Source organism: Planctomonas deserti, assembly GCF_003067705.1.
Lineage (GTDB): Bacteria > Actinomycetota > Actinomycetes > Actinomycetales > Microbacteriaceae > Planctomonas > Planctomonas deserti.
In genome coordinates this window covers 1-596 of record NZ_QANL01000119.1, presented here as the reverse complement: position 1 = coordinate 596, position 596 = coordinate 1, and the positions used below count along the sequence as shown (strand labels likewise).

The following is a 596-nucleotide window of genomic DNA, read 5'->3' as shown; positions in this document are numbered from 1 at the left end:
AGCTCACTGCCGACTCGACCGCATCGCACGGACGCCACACGTCGTTGTTCGGGATGTAGCGCAGCGAGGCCAGGTGCTCCACCGGCTGGTGGGTCGGGCCGTCTTCGCCCAGGCCGATCGAGTCGTGGGTGTAGACGTGGATGGCGTGGGCCGGGATCAGCGCGCTCATGCGCACGCCGTTGCGGGCGTAGTCGCTGAACACCAGGAAGGTGGCGTCGAACGGAATGAAACCACCGTGCAGGGCCAGGCCATTGGCAATGGCGGTCATGCCGAACTCGCGCACGCCGTAGTACACGTAGTTGGCGTTGGCGTCGTCGCTGGCAACCGATTTGCTGCCCTTCCACAGGGTCAGGTTGGAGTGCGCCAGGTCGGCCGAGCCGCCGACGATTTCCGGCAACAGCGGGGCGAAGGCTTCAATGGCCAGCTGCGAGGCCTTGCGCGAAGCGATCGTCGGGCCTTCAGCGGCCACCTGGGCGATGTAGGCATCGGCCTTGGCAACGAAGTCGGCCGGCAGCTCGCCGTGCGAGCGGCGGGTCAGTTCGGCGGCTTCGCCCGGGTACTGGCTGGCGTACTTGTCGAACAGCTGTTCCCACTCG

The 596-nt window shown here is 66.8% G+C and carries 1 pseudogene; it reads right to left on the bottom strand.

Going from position 1 to position 596, the window contains the following annotated elements:
- A pseudogene (locus DAI20_RS19860) lies at positions 1 to 596 on the bottom strand (transketolase); the annotation flags it as partial.